Source organism: Variovorax sp. GW531-E2 (assembly GCF_059423125.1).
On record NZ_JBWKXQ010000020.1, the window covers coordinates 26868 to 42397 of the forward strand.

The 15530-nt window shown below is 69.4% G+C and carries 16 protein-coding genes; 12 read left to right on the forward strand and 4 right to left on the reverse strand.

Features of this window, described 5'->3' with window-relative positions:
* Positions 1 to 3: 3 nt before the first annotated feature.
* From urtB to AC07XP_RS14065, 10 genes are all read left to right on the forward strand, one after another.
* Complete coding sequence (gene urtB / locus AC07XP_RS14020) at positions 4 to 906, forward strand: urea ABC transporter permease subunit UrtB (RefSeq protein ID WP_062470432.1); 903 nt, start codon at positions 4 to 6, stop codon at positions 904 to 906.
* Between the two features lie 3 nt (positions 907 to 909).
* Positions 910 to 1962 carry an urea ABC transporter permease subunit UrtC gene (urtC, locus tag AC07XP_RS14025; protein WP_495265010.1) on the forward strand — a complete coding sequence of 351 codons (1053 nt, stop codon included), beginning with the start codon at positions 910 to 912 and terminating at the stop codon, positions 1960 to 1962.
* 14 nt (positions 1963 to 1976) lie between these two features.
* The gene (gene urtD / locus AC07XP_RS14030; protein WP_495265052.1) at positions 1977 to 2759 is read left to right on the forward strand and encodes an urea ABC transporter ATP-binding protein UrtD; all 783 of its coding nucleotides are present in this window, start codon (positions 1977 to 1979) and stop codon (positions 2757 to 2759) included.
* Between the two features lie 17 nt (positions 2760 to 2776).
* Positions 2777 to 3466 (forward strand): urea ABC transporter ATP-binding subunit UrtE, encoded by a 690-nt coding sequence (urtE, locus tag AC07XP_RS14035; RefSeq protein ID WP_495265011.1) that lies wholly within the window; start codon positions 2777 to 2779, stop codon positions 3464 to 3466.
* Between the two features lie 42 nt (positions 3467 to 3508).
* Entirely contained in the window at positions 3509 to 4546 is a 1038-nt protein-coding gene (locus AC07XP_RS14040; RefSeq protein WP_095743110.1) for an aliphatic amidase, read from the forward strand.
* 11 nt (positions 4547 to 4557) lie between these two features.
* On the forward strand, positions 4558 to 5568 hold the full coding sequence (locus AC07XP_RS14045; protein ID WP_495265012.1) for an alpha/beta fold hydrolase: 1011 nt from the start codon (positions 4558 to 4560) through the stop codon (positions 5566 to 5568).
* Positions 5565 to 6383 carry a CbbQ/NirQ/NorQ/GpvN family protein gene (locus tag AC07XP_RS14050; protein ID WP_495265013.1) on the forward strand — a complete coding sequence of 273 codons (819 nt, stop codon included), beginning with the start codon at positions 5565 to 5567 and terminating at the stop codon, positions 6381 to 6383. Before AC07XP_RS14045 ends, AC07XP_RS14050 begins: the two co-directional genes overlap by 4 nt.
* The gene (locus tag AC07XP_RS14055; protein WP_495265014.1) at positions 6380 to 8008 is read left to right on the forward strand and encodes a nitric oxide reductase activation protein NorD; all 1629 of its coding nucleotides are present in this window, start codon (positions 6380 to 6382) and stop codon (positions 8006 to 8008) included. Before AC07XP_RS14050 ends, AC07XP_RS14055 begins: the two co-directional genes overlap by 4 nt.
* Positions 8009 to 8074: 66 nt before the next feature.
* Positions 8075 to 9229 (forward strand): transporter substrate-binding domain-containing protein, encoded by a 1155-nt coding sequence (locus AC07XP_RS14060; protein WP_062470403.1) that lies wholly within the window; start codon positions 8075 to 8077, stop codon positions 9227 to 9229.
* A gap of 183 nt (positions 9230 to 9412) precedes the next feature.
* Positions 9413 to 10066 carry an ANTAR domain-containing response regulator gene (locus tag AC07XP_RS14065; RefSeq protein ID WP_095948498.1) on the forward strand — a complete coding sequence of 218 codons (654 nt, stop codon included), beginning with the start codon at positions 9413 to 9415 and terminating at the stop codon, positions 10064 to 10066.
* Positions 10067 to 10072: 6 nt separating this feature from the next.
* Here AC07XP_RS14065 and AC07XP_RS14070 read toward each other — a convergent pair whose 3' ends face one another.
* Positions 10073 to 10963 carry a LysR family transcriptional regulator gene (locus tag AC07XP_RS14070; RefSeq protein ID WP_095948497.1) on the reverse strand — a complete coding sequence of 297 codons (891 nt, stop codon included), beginning with the start codon at positions 10961 to 10963 and terminating at the stop codon, positions 10073 to 10075.
* 90 nt (positions 10964 to 11053) lie between these two features.
* On the opposite strand from AC07XP_RS14070, the gene AC07XP_RS14075 reads away from it, so the two are divergent.
* Together AC07XP_RS14075 and AC07XP_RS14080 are read left to right on the forward strand one after the other, a co-directional pair.
* Positions 11054 to 11248, forward strand: coding sequence for a YjiS-like domain-containing protein (locus AC07XP_RS14075; RefSeq protein ID WP_062470397.1), 195 nt, complete (start codon positions 11054 to 11056; stop codon positions 11246 to 11248).
* Positions 11249 to 11312: 64 nt separating this feature from the next.
* On the forward strand, positions 11313 to 12980 hold the full coding sequence (locus tag AC07XP_RS14080) for a hypothetical protein (RefSeq protein ID WP_495265015.1): 1668 nt from the start codon (positions 11313 to 11315) through the stop codon (positions 12978 to 12980).
* On the opposite strand, the gene AC07XP_RS14085 is transcribed toward AC07XP_RS14080, so the two are convergent.
* The 3 genes from AC07XP_RS14085 to AC07XP_RS14095 are packed head-to-tail and all read right to left on the reverse strand — an operon-like array spanning position 12961 to position 15509.
* Complete coding sequence (locus AC07XP_RS14085; RefSeq protein WP_495265016.1) at positions 12961 to 13545, reverse strand: uracil-DNA glycosylase family protein; 585 nt, start codon at positions 13543 to 13545, stop codon at positions 12961 to 12963. The genes AC07XP_RS14080 and AC07XP_RS14085 overlap by 20 nt on opposite strands.
* 10 nt (positions 13546 to 13555) lie before the next feature.
* Positions 13556 to 14386, reverse strand: coding sequence for an isocitrate lyase/PEP mutase family protein (locus AC07XP_RS14090; protein WP_495265018.1), 831 nt, complete (start codon positions 14384 to 14386; stop codon positions 13556 to 13558).
* Between the two features lie 25 nt (positions 14387 to 14411).
* Positions 14412 to 15509 carry a serine hydrolase domain-containing protein gene (locus AC07XP_RS14095; protein ID WP_495265019.1) on the reverse strand — a complete coding sequence of 366 codons (1098 nt, stop codon included), beginning with the start codon at positions 15507 to 15509 and terminating at the stop codon, positions 14412 to 14414.
* Positions 15510 to 15530 lie beyond the last annotated feature (21 nt).

A 15530-nucleotide genomic window follows, 5' to 3' on the forward strand; every position in this document is an offset into this window, starting at 1 on the left:
GCGATGAACTTCGACATCGCGGTGATGCAGGTGTTCAACGGCGTGAGCCTGTTCACCATCCTGCTGCTCATGGCCATCGGGCTGGCCATCGTGTTCGGCCTGATGGGCGTCATCAACATGGCGCACGGCGAGCTGATGGCGCTGGGCGCCTACATGACCTACCTGGCGGCGCGCTTCTTCGCGCACTACGCACCGGGCTTCATGGACCTGTACCTGTTCGCCGCGATTCCGTTCGCGTTCGCCGTGACCTTCGCGTTCGGCTATGTGCTGGAGCGGGGCTTCATCCGCTTCTTCTACGACCGGCCGCTGGACACCCTGCTGGCCACCTGGGGCCTGAGCCTCATGCTGCAGCAGGCCTACCGCTCGATCTTCGGCGCGCAGGAAGTGAGCGTGCCGCTGGCCTCGTGGCTGGCGGGGGCGTGGGAGCCGACGGCGGGCATCCAGCTGCCGCTGAACCGCATCTTCATCGTCGGGCTCACGGCCCTGGTCGCGGTCGGCGTGTACCTGCTGCTGTACCGCACGCCGTGGGGGCTGAAGGTGCGCGCGGTGACGCAGAACCGCGCCATCGCCGGCGCGGTGGGCATCGACACGCACCGCGTCGACGCGATGACCTTCGCGCTGGGCTCGGGCCTGGCGGGCATCGCGGGTGCGGTGTTCACGATGATCGGCTCGACCAACCCCGGCACGGGCCAGCTGTACATCGTCGACTCGTTCATCGTGGTGGTGTTCGGCGGCGTGCAGAGCCTCATCGGCACCGCGCTCTCGGGCTTTGCCATCGCGCAGTCGCAGACCTGGCTCGAGTACCTCATGAGCGGCTCGATGGCCAAGGCCACGATCCTGCTGCTGGTGATCGCGGTGCTGTACTTCCGGCCCAACGGCCTGTTCGCCACGCGGTCGAGGAGCTGAGGCATGCACGGTCTTTCTCCTCAACGCAAGCGCGACCTCGGCGCGCTGCTCGCGGTGCTGGTGCTGCTGGCGGTGGTGCTGCCGCTCACGCTCGATGCGTTCCGCCTGAACCTCGTGAGCAAGTACCTGGCCTTCGCGTTCGTCGCGGTGGGCGTGGTGCTCACCTGGGGCTACGGCGGCGTGCTGAGCCTGGGCCAGGGCATGTTCTTCGGGCTGGGCGGCTACATGATGGCGATGTTCCTCAAGCTCGAAGCCTCCGCACCCGAGCTGCCGGACTTCATGGTGTGGAGCAGCGTCGAGCAGCTGCCCGCGTGGTGGCAGCCCTTCCACTCGCTGGGCTGGACGGTAGCGGGCATCCTCGTGATTCCTGCGGTGCTGGCCTACGTGTTCTCGTACGCGATCTTCAAGCGGCGCGTGAGCGGCGTGTACTTCGCGATCGTCACGCTGTCGCTGGCGCTCACGCTCACGGTGGTGGTGGTCGGCCAGCAGGGCGACACCGGCGGCGCCAACGGCATCACCGATTTCCGCACGCTGCTGGGCTGGGACATCGCGGGCGATGAAGCCAAGCGCACGATGTACTTCGTCGAGGTGGCGGCCATCGCGCTCGTGATGATGGTGTCGCTCGCCATCGTGCGCAGCCGCTTCGGCAAGCTGCTGATCGCCATCCGCGACAAGGAAGACCGCGTACGCTTCAGCGGCTACAACACGGCACACATGAAGGCCTTCGTGTTCGCGGTGGCCGCCGTGCTGTCGGCCATCGGCGGTGCGTTCTACAGTCTGCAGGTGGGGCTCATCGCACCGGGCGTGATCGGCGTCGTGGCCTCGGTCGAGATGGTGATCTACGCAGCGGTCGGCGGGCGGCTGTCGATCCCGGGCGCGGTGATCGGCGCGCTGCTCATCGGCTTTCTCAAGTCGTACCTGTCGGAGACCTTCCCCGAAGGCTGGCTGTACGTGCTGGGCGCGGTGTTCATCCTCGTGGTGTGGGCGATGCCGAACGGGCTTGCGGGGCTGGGCGAAAAGCTCGTGCGCCGCCGTACCTCGGAGGTGGCGCCATGAACGCCACGATGACGATGCCCAACGGCGGACTGCCGCAGGCCGCCTCGGCGGTGCCGCCGTCGAGCGAGCAGATCCTGCGCATCGAGGACCTCACCGTGTCCTTCGACGGCTTCAAGGCCGTGGACGGGCTGAGCCTGTCGGTCGAGCGCAACGAGCTGCGCGTGATCATCGGCCCCAACGGCGCCGGCAAGACCACGCTGCTCGACATGGTCTGCGGCAAGACCAAGCCCAGCGCGGGCCGCGTGCTGTTCAACGGCCAGGACCTCGGTCGCCTGAACGAGTACGAGATCGTGCGCGCCGGCGTGGGCCGCAAGTTCCAGACGCCCTCGGTCTACGAAGACCTCACGGTGCTGGAGAACTTCGAGATCTCGCTGCCGCGCATGCACGGCCTGCTGCAGTCGCTGACCTTTCGCCGCACGCCCGCCGTGCGCACGCGCATCGACGCGATGGCCGAGCAGGTCTTCCTGGCCGATCGCCTGGGCCACCGCGCCGGGCAGCTCAGCCACGGGCAGAAGCAGTGGCTCGAGATCGGGATGCTGCTCATGCAGGAGCCCGAGCTGCTGCTGCTCGACGAGCCCGTGGCCGGCATGAGCCCGCGCGAGCGCGAACAGACCGGCGACCTGCTGCGGCGCATCTCGGCCGGCAAGTCGGTGGTCGTGATCGAGCACGACATGGACTTCGTCAAGCGCATCGCGCACCGCGTCACGGTGCTGCACCAGGGCAAGTTGCTGAGCGAAGGCACGGCGGCCGAGGTGCAGGCCGACCCGCGCGTGATCGACGTGTACCTCGGCCATTGAGCGAAGGAGAAATTCACATGCTCGAAGTCTCCGATCTCAACGTGGCGTATGGCGAATCGCACGTCATCCGCGATGTGTCGCTGCGCGTCGCGCCCGACGAAGCGGTCGCCATCATGGGCCGCAACGGCATGGGCAAGACCACCTTGCTGAAGTCGCTCATCGGCCTCTTGCCCGCGCGCGGCGGCCACATCCGCCTGGGCGGTGCCGAGCTCACGACGCTGCCCAGCTACCAGCGCGTGGCGCAGGGCCTGGCCTTCGTGCCGCAGGGGCGCATGGTGTTCCCGTTCCTCACGGTGGAGCAGAACATCCTGTCGGGCGCCGCAAGGTCGGGCCACCGCACGGTGCCCGACTACCTCTACACCTTCTTCCCCGTGCTCAAGGACATGAAGCAGCGCAAGGCCGGCAACCTCTCGGGCGGCCAGCAGCAGATGCTGGCGATTGCGCGCGCGCTCATCTCGGAGCCGAAGGTGCTGATCCTCGACGAACCCACCGAGGGCATCCAGCCTTCGATCATCAAGGAGATCGCGCAGACGCTGAACGTGCTGCGCGCCGAGCGCGGCTTCGCCGTTGTGGTGTCGGAGCAGGTGCTGAGCTTCGCGCTCGACCTGGCCGACCGCTTTCTCGTCATCGACCGGGGCCGCATCGTGCACGACGAAGCGCGCGCGAGCCTCGACCAGGACAAGGTCCGATCTTTTCTGACCGTGTAGCCCTTCCTCTTTTTCTTCAACCACCCCTTCAGGAGCAGCGTCATGAGACATGGTGATATTTCGAGCAGCAACGATTGCGTCGGCGTCGCGGTCGTCAACTACAAGATGCCCCGCCTGCACACCAAGGCCGAGGTGCTGGACAACGCACGCAAGATCGGCGAGATGCTGGTCGGCATGAAGAAAGGCCTGCCGGGCATGGACCTGGTGATCTTTCCCGAGTACTCCACGCACGGGATCATGTACGACGCCAAGGAGATGTACGACACCGCCTCGGCCATCCCCGGCGAGGAGACCGCGATCTTCGCGGACGCCTGCCGGCGCGCCAACGTGTGGGGCGTGTTCTCGCTCACCGGCGAGCGCCACGAGGAGCATCCGAACAAGGCGCCCTACAACACGCTGATCCTCATGAACAACCAGGGCGAGATCGTCCAGAAGTACCGAAAGATCATGCCGTGGGTGCCCATCGAGGGCTGGTACCCGGGCGACTGCACCTACGTGAGCGAAGGCCCCAAGGGCATGAAGATGAGCCTCATCATCTGCGACGACGGCAACTACCCCGAGATCTGGCGCGACTGCGCGATGCGCGGGGCCGAGCTCATCATCCGCTGCCAGGGCTACATGTACCCGGCCAAGGAGCAGCAGATCATGGTCTCCAAGGCCATGGCCTTCATGAACAACACCTACGTGGCGGTGGCCAACGCGGCCGGCTTCGACGGCGTGTACTCGTACTTCGGCCACTCGGCGCTCATCGGCTTCGACGGCCGCACGCTCGGCGAATGCGGCGAGGAAGAGATGGGCATCAACTACGCCGAGCTGTCGATGGGCCTGATCCGCGACGCGCGCAAGAACGGCCAGTCGCAGAACCACCTGTTCAAGCTGGTGCACCGCGGCTACACCGGCACCATCAACTCGGGCGACGGCGACAAGGGCGTGGCGGCCTGCCCCTACAACTTCTACACGCAGTGGATCAACGACCCCGAGGGCACGCGCGAGAGGGTGGAGTCGTTCACGCGCACCACCGTCGGCACGCCCGAGTGCCCAATCGAGGGCATCCCGAACGAACCGGCCAAGCACCGCTGAAGCGCCGCCCCATGGACCACGACATCTTCGACCTCGGCGATGTCGCGCTGCAGCGGGGGGCCACCCTGCGCGGCGCGAAGCTCGCCTACAAGACCTACGGCACGCTCAACGCACAGAAGAGCAACGCCATCGTCTATCCGACCTGGTACTCGGGCCAGCACTATGACAACGAGTGGCTCATCGGCCCCGGCATGGCGCTGGACCCGGCGAAGTACTTCATCATCGTGCCCAACATGCTGGGCAACGGCCTCTCGTCCTCGCCGAGCAACACGCCCGAGCCGTACAACCTGGCGCGCTTTCCGAACGTCACGCTCTACGACAACGTGACGCTGCAGCACCGGCTGGTGACCGAGCAGTTCGGCATCGAACAGCTCGCGCTGGTGGTGGGCTGGTCGATGGGCGCGCAGCAGACCAACCAGTGGGGGTGCCTGTACCCCGAGATGGTGAAGCGCATCGCGCCCTTCTGCGGTTCGGCGAAGACGGCGCCGCACAACATCGTGTTCCTCGAAGGCGTGAAGGCCGCGCTCACGGCCGACGCGGCCTGGAACGGCGGCTGGTACACCACGCCGCCGACGCGCGGGCTGCGCGCGGTGGGCCGCGTGTACGCGGGCTGGGGGTTGTCGCAGCCCTTCTACATGCAGCAGCTGTGGCGCGAGCTGGGCTTCAGCTCGCTCGAGGACTTCCTGGTCGGCTACTGGGAAGGCTTCTTCCTGAAGAAGGACGCCAACAACCTGCTGGCGATGCTGTGGTCTTGGCAGCACGGCGACATCAGCGACAACCCGGTGTTCAAGGGCGACTTCAAGAAGGCACTGGGCGCCATCCAGGCGCGCGCCATCGTGATGCCGGCCGAGCGCGACCTGTACTTTCCGGTGGCCGACAACGAGTGGGAGGTATCGCACATGCCGAACGCCGAGTGCCGCCCGATCCCGGGCGTGTGGGGCCACTTCGCGGGCGGCGGCAGCAGCCCTGTCGACACCCGCTTCATCGACAACGCCCTGCAGGAACTGCTCGCCACGCCATGAACGCTCCCGTGCACGATCCGCTCGCCGCGTACCGCATCGAGGCCGAGCCCTTCTACCGGCCCGCAAGCAATGAGGTGGCGCTGTACAGGCACGCCTACCGCCACCGCATGCCGCTGATCCTGAAAGGGCCGACGGGCTGCGGCAAGACGCGCTTCGTGGAGCACATGGCGTGGTCGCTCGGGCGGCCGCTGGTCACGCTCGCGTGCAACGAGGACATGACGGCGTCGGACCTCGTGGGCCGCTACCTGCTCGATGCGAACGGCACGGCCTGGCACGACGGGCCGCTGACGCTCGCGGTGCGCCACGGCGGCATCTGCTACCTCGACGAGGTGGTGGAGGCGCGGCAGGACACCACCGTGGTGATCCACCCGCTGACCGACGCGCGCCGCATCCTGCCGCTGGACAAGAAGGGCGAGCTGGTGCACGCGCACCCCGACTTCCAGCTCGTGGTGTCGTACAACCCCGGCTACCAGAGCAGCGCGAAGGACATGAAGCCGTCGACGCGCCAGCGCTTCGCGGCGCTGGAGTTCGACTACCCCGACGGCGCGCTCGAAGCAGAGATCGTCGCGCACGAGGCCGGCGTCGACATCGAGCTCGCCGCGAAGCTGGTGGCCATTGCGCACTGCTCGCGCGAACTCAAGCACCGCGGGCTCGACGAGGGTGTGTCGACGCGCATGCTGATCTACGCGGGCGTGCTGATCCGCGACGGCGTGTCGCCGCGCGACAGCTGCGACATGACGATGACGCGCGCCCTCACCGACGACCCCGACATGGCGAGCGCGCTGCAGGGCTTTGTCGAGGCGCAGTTCGGATGAACGACGGGCACGGCGCCCTCTCGCTGCTGGCGCGCGGGCTGGCCGGCGTCGATGTGGACGTGCAGCCGCGGGCCGGCACGCGCGCGGTGCTCACGGGGCGCCGGCTGCTGCTGCCCGAGGGCGACGAAGCCGTGCCCCTGCACCGCGCGATGGTCGCGCATGCGGTCGCGCACCTGTGCCACTCGACGCCTGCGCGGCCGGCGCGCACGCTCAAGCCGATGGGCATCGCGGTGGTCTCGGCCCTTGAAGACGCGCGTGTCGAGCGGCTGCTGTGCCGCGACTTTCCCGGCCTGCACGGCTGGTTCGTCGCCGCGCTGCCGCCCGCGCCCGATCCGCTCGACCTGCGCTTTGCCGCGCTGGTCGCGCGCATGGACCGCGTGCTGCTGCGCGCCGAGGCGCAGGACGACAACCACTGGGTGAACAAGGCACGCCGCCTGTTCGACGAGACGGTCGCCCGCGCGGGGCTGGAGGACTACGACGCCTTCCGTGCCATCGCCTCGATCCTCGCCAACGACCTCGGCCAGATGCGCGTGCGCTTCGAGCCGCAGGACTACGCCGTGCCCGCGCCCTGGCGCGACGACAACAGCTACCTGTGGGATTTCGGCGAGGCCGAGACACCGCCCGACGAAGCCATCGCGCTGCAGCAGACCGGCGCGCGGCCACCGCCACCTTCCGATGCACCGAACGAAGGCAGCGAAGCGCCACCCGAAGGCATCGCCGACATGGAACTCGGCCGCTACACCTACCCCGAATGGGACCGCACGCAAGAGCGCCTGCGGCCCGACTGGTGCACGGTGATCGAGAAGCTGCCTGCGTGGCAGGGCCTGGGCGCTGCGGGTACTTCGGGAGCAGCGGGCAACGAGCGCATCGTGCCGCTCGCCCTGCCCCGCGCGCGCCACCTCGACCGCACGCACCGCCTGCGCCGCCAGTGGGAAGGCGACGACATCGACCTCAACGCGGCCATCGAGGTGCTGGTCGATCGCCGCCTGCGCCTGCGGCCCGATGCGCGGCTGTTCATGCGCCCCGGCAAGGGGCCGCGCCCGTCGAGCGTGCTGGTGCTGCTCGACCTCTCCGAGTCGGCCAACGACGCGGGCCACGGCGCCGTCTCGCTGCTCGACCTGGAGAAGCAGGCCGCTCTGCTGCTCGCCGCCTCGAACGCACGCGGCATCGACCGGCTCGCCATCCACGGCTTCTCGTCGAACACGCGCGCCGAGGTGTACTACTACCGCCTGCTCGAGTTCGGCCAGCCGCTGGCCGCGCCCTCGCGCGCGATGATCGGCGCGGTGCGCGGGCGCTACTCGACGCGCATGGGCGCCGCGCTGCGCCATGCGGCCTCGCACCTGCAGGCCGAGCCGGCCGGGCCGCGCGCGATCCTGCTGGTGACCGACGGCGCGCCCTCGGACATCGACGTGCACGACCCGAAGTACCTGATCGAAGACGCCCGCCAGGCCGTGGCCGAGGCGCGCGACGCCGGCGTGCGCAGCGCCTGCATCGCGGTGGACGGCGCGGCCGATGCGTACGTGCGGCGCATCTTCGGCTGGCGCAACTATTGCATCGCCGACGACGCGCGCAGCCTGCCCGCGCGGCTGGCCCGCATGAGCACGCGGCTGGCCGCCGCCCATTGACCGACCGCATGAAGAAAGCCAGGGAGGAGCACACAATGAGGGCCCACACATCCAGGAGACACCCCAGTGGCTGACAGGGACCCTCTACGCGTCGGCATTCTGTATTCCGAGACCGGCGTCACCTCGACCATCGGCCTGTCGCAGCTGCAGGGCGCGCTGCTGGCCATCGAGGAGATCAACGCGGCCGGCGGCGTCGACGGCCGCGAGCTCGTGGCCGTGCGCTACGACCCGCAATCGAACCCCGTGCGCTACGCCCAGCTGGCCGAGCGGCTGATCGTGCAGGACCGCGTGAACGTGCTCTTCGGCTGCTACATGTCGAGCAGCCGCAAGGCCGTGATCCCGGTGATCGAGAAGTGGAACAAGCTGCTGTTCTACCCCACGCTGTACGAAGGCTTCGAGTACTCGGGCAACGTGATCTACACCGGCGCGGCGCCCAACCAGAACAGCGTGCAGCTGGCCGAGTTCATGACCACGAACTTCGGCGCGCGCGTGTACCTGATCGGCTCCGACTACATCTACCCCTACGAGTCGAACCGCATCATGGGCGAGCTGGTGATGCAGCGCCCCGGCAGCGAAAAGCTCGGCGAGCGCTATGTGGCGCTGGACGCCACCGAGAAGGACTACCGCGCGATCATGGACGACATCCGCGACAAGCGGCCCGACTTCATCTTCTCGACGGTGGTGGGCGATTCCACCGCGAGCCTGTACCGCGCCTATGCCGAGGCCGGCTTCGACCCGAAGACGATGCCCATCTCGAGCCTCACGACCTCGGAGGCCGAGATTTCGCAGATGGGCCCCGGCGTGGCCACGGGCCATTTCACGGCGGCGCCGTATTTCCAATCGATCGATTCGCCCGCCAACCAGCGCTGCCTGGCGCGGCTGCGCGCGCGCTTCGGCGACGGCTGCGTGCCCAACCTGTGCTGGGAGGCCTCGTACTTCCAGATGCACATCTTCGCCAACGCCTTCCGGCAGGCGGGCACCGACGGCATCGCGGAGATCCTGCCGCACATCCTGGGCAGCGAGTTCGATGCGCCGCAGGGCCGCGTGAAGATCGACCCGACCAACCACCACACCTGCCTGTACCCGCGCATCGGCCGCGTCGACGCACACGGGCAGTTCACCATCGTGCGCCAGGCGACGCGCCCGGTGTACCCGGACCCGTACCTCGTCACCCACTCGCTGGGCGACTGGACGGCGCGGCTCGATGCGCTGGAGCTCTAGGATGAACCGGCAGCGGTCGTTCATCGGCGAGCCCCGGCAGCGTGTCCCCGTGCGCAGGACACCGGGTGCTTCCCGCAGCGAAATCAAGGAGGAGGCGAAGCCGGGGGACATTCGCGGAGGGAAGCACCCGGTGGCCTGCGCACACGCCCCGGACAACAGCAGCCCCCAACGAAAGCGCTGACCGTGGACAGCACAGCCCCCAAGCGACACACCCTGCGGGTGACGCCACCGCAGCTCAAGGAGCTGCGGCTGCTGAAGATCGCGGTGATCCACCCCGACGACGCAGACGGCCGGCAGCTCACCCAGCAACTGCAGCGCATCGGCTGCCAGGTGCAGGCCTTCTGGCCGCCCGTGCAGCACCTGCCCGAGGGCATCGACGTGGCCTTCATGGCCGTGCAGCCCGACTTCATCAACCTGCGCTTCGAATGGACCCAGAGCGAGGACGCCCCCGCCGTCATCGCCGTCGTGACCTACGAGAACCCGACCATCGTCGAGGCCGTGCTCGAGATTCGCGCCAAGGCCGTGCTGCCGTCGCCGGTGCGCTCGTTCGGCCTGCTGTCGGCGCTGGTGGTCGCGCGCGAAGCCCACAAGGAAAGCCGCTCGCTCGCGCGGCGCCTGCGCAAGACCGAGGCCAAGCTGCTCGGCGTGCGCCAGCTGGCCGAGGCCAAGAGCATCCTCATGAAGACGCACGACGTGTCCGAAGGCCAGGCCCACGACCTGATCCGCGAACAGGCCATGAGCAAGCGCACCACCATGGAAGACATCGCCGCGGCCATCGTCAACGCCAACGAGATCCTCTCGCTGGGCACGCGCGGCCCCAAGCCCGGGCCGGGCTGACGGCCCTCAGAGCTGGCGGAACGCCGTCAGCACCTTCAGCACGCTCTGCGTGGCGCCGTCGAGCGTGGCGTGCGGGCGGTGCGCGATGCCCAGGCGGCGCGTGAGCTTCGGCGTGACCGGCACGATCTGCATGCGCTCGTTGAGCGCCGCATCGGTGGTCTGCTGCAGCGGCAGCAGCGCCGCGCCATAGCCCGCCGCCACCAGGCTGCGGATCGCCGCGTCGTAGTTGAGCTCGATGCGCGCGCGCGGCGCAAAACCGGCCGCGGCAAACCACTCCATCGACAGCCGGTACATGTGCGTGGTCGCGTCGTTGAAGATCAGCGGCTGCGTCGCCAGCCAGGCCGGCGTGGCGCGCTTGGGCGCCTTCCAGCGCGGCGGCACGAAGGCCATCATGGGCTGCGTGCGCCATGGCGTGACCACCAGCTCGCGCTGCGGCGGCTGCGGCATCGCGACCAGGCCGATGTCGAGCGTGCCCGCCGCCAGCCGCGCCATCGCCTCGGCCGAGCCGAGGATGCTCACCTCGACGTCGATGCCCGCATGGCCCACGCCCAGCGCCTCGAGCACCTGCGGCAGCAGGTCGACCACCACGCCGGTGGAGGTGCCCAGCCGCACGCGGCCCGTGCGGCCCTCGGCCTGGCGCTTCACGGCCTCCACCGCCTCATCGGTGTCGCGCAGCAGCTTGCGCCCGCGCTCGACCAGCGCCGCGCCGGCCGCGGTGGGCGTGACGCGGCGGTTGCCACGCACCACCAGCTGCGCGCCCAAGCGCGATTCGAGCTCGCTGATGTGCAGGCTCACGGTGGGCTGCGCCAGGTGCAGCGCCTGCGCCGCCGCCGAGAAGGTGCCCAGGTCGGCGATGGCGATGAGGGTGCGCAGTTGGTCGAGGTTGAGCTGTCGCATCAGGAATGCTGATTGAAGATGTCAGAAATCTCAACTTCCACAATAGCACGCGCCGCCGGAAGATGAGCGCTCCCCTACCAGGAGCCCACCGTGACCGCGCCGAAGCCACCGTCTTTTCATCAACGCCTGCTGCACGCCCTGCACAACTGGCGCCGCCGCGCCGTGACACGCCGCCGCGCCCGCGACGACGTGCTGCTGCTGGCCGGCATGAGCGACCACGACCTGCGCGACCTGGGCATCGGCCGCAGCGAAGTGCCCGAGCTGGTCGACCGCAGCCGCTACTGACCCGCTGGACCTCGCCTGCGGTTTCTTCAGGAAGCCGCAGGCAATTTGAGGTTCAATCCGGGGCGTGCCCTCCACCGCCTCCCCTGCCCTTCTTTCCATCGAACTCACCTCGCCGCAGTCCGTCGACGGACGGCGCGCGGCCTTCCAGTCGCTGTGGCTGCTGGTACGCATGCAGCACGCCCATGCCCATGGCGGCGGCAGCGGTGTCGTGCGGCTGGCCGACCTGCGCGGCGAGGTGTCCGACGCCAGCACGCTGCGCATGGTCGTGAGCCGTGCGTTCCGCGACTTCAAGGCCTGGGGCCTGGAGGTCGGCTGGGGCGAAGACCTGCAGCGCGAGCCGCGCTTTCTCAACGCCGAGCGGCGCAGCCAAGGGCCGTTCTGGTTGCCGGCTTCTGAAGCGAAGCGCCTCCGCCTGCTCGTGGACAACCGACCGGCCACCGCCGCCGAGGTGGCGTCGTTCCTCGGCCTGCGCGCCCGCAAGGCGCAGGCCGTCGGCACGATCACGCCGCCCGACGCCGTGCACCTGCAGGACGCCGCCTTCTGGAAGCAGCTGGTCGCCTCGCAGCAGGCCGCGCGGCAGGGCCGGCTGATGTCGCCGGTGGCAGGCGGAAATGGCAACGGCAGCGCGCTCGAGTCCATCCGCCTGGCCGGCACGCTGGCCGCGAGCGACTTCCAGCGCGCGCTGGTCACGCTCAACGAGGCGATGCTGTGGCGCCGGCTCGGCGACAACGAACAGGCGCGCCGGCGGCTGCAGGCGCTCAAGAAACAGCGGCTCGCGCACCACGTGGCGGGCAACGACTACCTGGGCGCGATGGAGTGCATCGTCTCGGCCTGGTGCGCCTACACCGCGCGCGACCTGCCGCTGGCGCAGTCGCTGCTGGGCGGCATGGCGCAAGACCCGGCGCGCGCGCTGGTGCTGCGCCACCATCCCGACGTGCGCTTCGAGTGGTGCAACCTGTGGGCGCTGGCCTGCCGCTCGCGCGCCCTCGCGCTGGCCGCCGACGACCGCCCGGCCGCGGCGGCGCTGGCCGAAGAGTCGCTGCAGCGCTTCGGCGAAGCGCTGGCCGCGGCCTTCGAGTCGCACTCCTTCGATGCCGCGCAGCACGTGGCGGCCAACATGGGCATGGCCGCATGGCTGTTCGACCGCGTGGGCCTGGGCGACCTGCCGGCGCTCGCACACGACGGTCACCGGGCCGACACCACGCGCCGCGCAGTGCAATGGATCGCCTTCAGCGAATGGCTGTGCGGCCACACCGACGGCCAGGGCCGCTCGGCATGGAACGCCATCTACCTGATGCGCATCGCGCGCGGCCACTGCCGGCCCGACGCGCAACCCACGCTCGCGCAGTTCCGCGCACAGAAGCCGCTCGACCCGGCCGCCATGTCGAAGCTCGCGGGCCCGCTCGCCGACGCCTTCGACACCGCGAACTGGCCCGCACGCTGGGTCGACGTGGCGCAGGCGCGGCTGGCCGACCACCAGGCCGGGCGACGCCGCTACCCCGGCCTGCAGCAGGGCAGCCTGCTGTTCGAGCACGCGTGGTACGCGGCGCATGCGGGCGACCTGAAGGCGGCCGAGCACTCGCTGGGCCTGCTGCGCGAGGTGCTGCCGCAGCTGGTGCCGAGCGACCGCGCCTACTTCACCGAGTCGTGGAACGATGCGCTGCCGGCCGAGCTGGTGCTGGAGGCGAAGCCGCCGAGGAGGCCGTCCGCCCCTAAAAAGAAGGCGCGCTGAGCGCCTGCTGCACGCGCTCGCGCAGCACCGGCAACACGTCGTTCTCGAACCACGGGTGGTGCTGGAACCACGCGGTGTTGCGCGGCGACGGATGTGGCAGCGGAATGAAGCGCGGCGCGTAGTCGGCGAAGGCCTCGACGGTTTCCGTCACGCCGCCGCGCGCGGTCTTGCCGAGGAAGTGGCGCTGCGCGTACTGGCCGATGAGCAAGGTCAGCGCGACGTGCGGCATCTGCGCCAGCAGGCGGTCGTGCCACAGCGGCGCGCACTCCTTGCGCGGCGGCAGGTCGCCGCTCTTGCCACGGCCCGGGTAGCAATAGCCCATGGGCACGATCGCGATGCGCGTCGCGTCGTAGAACACGTCGCGGTCGATGCCGAGCCAGCGGCGCAGCTGGTCGCCGCTCTTGTCGTTCCACGGCACGCCAGTCTGGTGCACCGTGAGGCTGGGCGCCTGGCCGACGATCAGCAGCCGCGCGCTCGCACTGGCCTGCACGATCGGGCGCGGCCCAAGCGGCAGATGCGCCTCGCATGCGCGGCAGGCGCGGATTTCGGCGAGCAGCGCATCCACGACGTTGGAGCTAGTCGGCGAACGGACGGAAGAAGGCGTTCAGCTCGGTGCCCGGCGTGGCATCGGCAAAGCCGTCGAAGCGGCCCTGCTCGGCCAGCGTGCGCGCGGCGCGGATGAAACCGCCCCAGGCCGCGCGCGCCATGCCGCCGCCCACGCTCACGCGGCGCACGCCGAGCGCGGCGATGTCCGCCATCGTGAGCTCGCTGGTCGCGCCGACCAGCAGGTTGACCGGCTTGGGCGCGACGGCGGCCACCACGGCGGCGATCTGCTCGCGCGTCTTGATGCCGGGCGCGTAGAGGCAGTCGGCGCCGGCCTCGGCGTACGCGCGCAGGCGCGCGATGGCGTCGTCGAGGTCGGGGCGGTTGGCAAAGAAGTTCTCGGCGCGGCCCACGAGCAGCGTGTCGCCGCCTGCCGCGTCGATGGCCCGGCGCGCGGCGCGCAGGCGCTCGACCGCGACGTCGATGGGGAACAGCGGATCGTCGGGGTTGCCCGTCGAGTCCTCGATCGACAGGCCCGCCACGCCGGTCTCGACCGCGAGGCGCACGCTCTCGGCCACACCCTGCGCGTCGGTGGCGAAGCCGTTCTCGAAGTCGGCGTTCACCGGCAGGTCGGTGGCGGCCACGAGTTCACGCAGGTGCGCCAGGATCTGGTCGCGCGACAGGGCGCCGTCGGCATGGCCCTGCGACCACGCGAAGCCCGAGCTGGTGGTGGCCAGCGCCTGGTAGCCCAGGCCTTCGAGGTAGCGCGCGCTGCCGGTGTCCCAGGGGTTGGGAATGACGAAGCAGCCTTGGGTATGAAGCGCGCGAAAGTCGGCGCGCTTCTGCGCGATGGAGCGGGTCATGAGAGCCTCATCTTTCCTTCGGGGTTCAGGGAGGGGTTGCGGCCACCGGTGCAGCCGCGAGGATGTGTGCCGCGAGCACGGCGAACTGGTCGGTGCGGACCTCGCTGCGTTGGAACCAGCCCTTGCTGTTGTCGACACGGTGCACCACGACGAGGTCGCGCTTGCGATCGACCATCATGAACTGGCCGCCGGCGCCCACGGCCAGGAGCAACTGATTGGGCCCGCGCTGCCAGAACGGAAAGCCCTTGAGCGGCACCCACCACAGATAGCCATAGCCGCTCCAGCCGGGTCCGACGGTCGTGTACGAGGTGGTGCTTTCGGTCACCCAGCCGGCCGGGACGATGCGCTTGTCGTGCCACATGCCGTCGCGCGCCATCAGCAGGCCGATGCGGGCCAGGTCGCGCGCCGACAGATGCATCACTTGGGCCGGGTGCTCGGAGCTGCGTTCGAGCCGGGACTCGGTGTCCTGCGGGTAGCGGAAGTCCTGGAACTGCAGCGGTTCGGCCAGGTCGGTCTTCAGCGCCTCGAAGACGCTGCGTCCGGTGCGGCGTTCGAAGACGGTGCCCAGCACGTTGGCGTCCCAGTTGTTGTAGTACCAGAACTCGCCCGGCGCATGGCTGCCCCGGGCCGGTCGCTCGGCCTTGGCCTGGGCGGTCTCGTAGGCGGCCGGATGGTAGACCCCCGAGCGCAGCTGCAGCAGCTGCCGCACGGTGGCCGTGCGTTCGGTGTCGCTGAGCCCGTCCTTGTCGCCGATGCCGAGCTGGCCCAGCGTCTGGTCCAGGTCGATCTCGCCGCGGCCGACGTGAATGCCGTAGAGCACGCTCTGCACGCTCTTGCGCACCGAGGCCAGGTTCATCGGCTTGTCGATGTCGCCGTAGGCATGCACGAGCACGCCCTTGTCGATCACGAGGTAGGCGTCGGACTTGATCGATGCGGCAAACGCATCGGCCACCTTGAGCTTCGCTTCGGACCAGTGGCTCGGTTCAGCCGCGCTCGGGGTGGCCCACTGCGCGGCGGGGAACACGCCGGCCGCGGGCACGGCGTGCGCGGCGCACAGCAGCAGCACGGCAGACAGCGCGGTGCGCAACACGCCGGGCAAGAGACTGCGCGGAAGACCGGCCATGGGCATCTCGACTCCTGAAAG